Source organism: Rhodococcus sp. NPDC059969, assembly GCF_042738325.1.
Taxonomy (GTDB): domain Bacteria; phylum Actinomycetota; class Actinomycetes; order Mycobacteriales; family Mycobacteriaceae; genus Rhodococcus_F.
This window is the reverse complement of sequence record NZ_JBHWUF010000043.1, coordinates 1-1,105: the sequence shown is the minus strand read 5'-3', so window position 1 is coordinate 1,105 and position 1,105 is coordinate 1. Positions and strand designations below refer to the sequence as shown.

Sequence of the window (1,105 nt, the reverse complement as noted above, 5' to 3'; positions counted from 1 at the left end):
TTCTGGAGGGCCTTGAGGCGCTTGGGGGTGAGACGGGGAGCCATCGGGCGCTGTCCTTCCTGGTTGGCGGTGAGGGCGGTTCTACAGCCAGCGGAAGGCGCCGCGGATGTCGCTGGCGGCGCCGGAGAGGTTGTCGCCCTCCAGGCGGATGTCGAAGTCGTACGGGTCGGTGTCGTCGAGCTCGGCCATCACCGCCTCGCTCGCGGCGTCGAGGACCCCGGCGAATGCCTCGGGGAGCTGGGCGGCCTTGAGGGCGTCGACGATGCTCTCGTAGTCGGCGCCGCGCTTGATGGCGTCGGCGAGGAGGCGCAGCGCGGCTGCGGCGGCCGGGGCGAGGGCGGCGAGCTCGGAGGTGTCGGCGCGGACGGCCGGCGGCTCGATGGCGGTGATCCGGGTGATGTCCTTGGAGTTGTCCATGGTGTTCCTCCTGGTCGTGGTCGGGGCTGGTCGGCGGGTGGGTCGGTTACAGGTGGGGGATGGTGATGGCGGCCGCGGCGTCGCCGGTGAGGGCGAGGCCGGGGGCCTGGAGCAGGGCCTCGGCGAGGGCGGTGATGGCGGGCCAGAGGTCGTTGACCATGCTCTGAGCGGTCTTGGTGACCTCGGTCCAGCTGGTGCCCTGGTCCGGGTCGGCGGGGGCGTCACCGTGGAGGGCGATGGTGAACCCGGCGGCGGCGCAGCAGTTGATGGCGGTGTCGCGGTCGTGGGTGCCGCGGGGGATGGCGGCGAGTTCGGCGGTCAGCAGGCCGTCGGCGGCCAGCTGGGCCAGGTCGCCGACGGCGCCGGCGGCCGCCATGACCGCGAAGCCGAGGGGGCTGAAGGTGCGGGTCTCGTTCCAGCAGGTGACGCCGGTCCAGGCGGTGAGTCCGTTGTGCTGGACGGAGAAGATGGAGAGCTTCTCGCAGCGTCCGCCGAGGGCCATGCCGACCACCGTGTGCGCGGCCTCGTGGAAGGCAGCGCCCCGGATGATTTGCTCGTCGGTCAGCGGCATCCAGGTCGGAACGGCGTGTACGCGGTGGTTGTCGGCGTTGATCACGGTCACGGCAGTCTCCCCGGAGTCACGGTGTACGCGATTGCGTACAGCTCTATGGTGTACGCAATCGCGTAC

At 71.2% G+C, this 1,105-nt stretch carries 2 protein-coding genes; both read right to left on the bottom strand.

All coding sequences use genetic code 11. The features are described from left to right. Nucleotides 1–81: 81 nt before the first annotated feature. Complete coding sequence (locus ACFWAD_RS29920; RefSeq protein ID WP_378550489.1) at nucleotides 82–417, bottom strand: hypothetical protein; 336 nt, start codon at nucleotides 415–417, stop codon at nucleotides 82–84. Between the two features lie 46 nt (nucleotides 418–463). After that, the gene (locus ACFWAD_RS29915) at nucleotides 464–1,039 is read right to left on the bottom strand and encodes a hypothetical protein (RefSeq protein ID WP_378550486.1); all 576 of its coding nucleotides are present in this window, start codon (nucleotides 1,037–1,039) and stop codon (nucleotides 464–466) included. Between the last annotated feature and the right edge of the window lie 66 nt (nucleotides 1,040–1,105).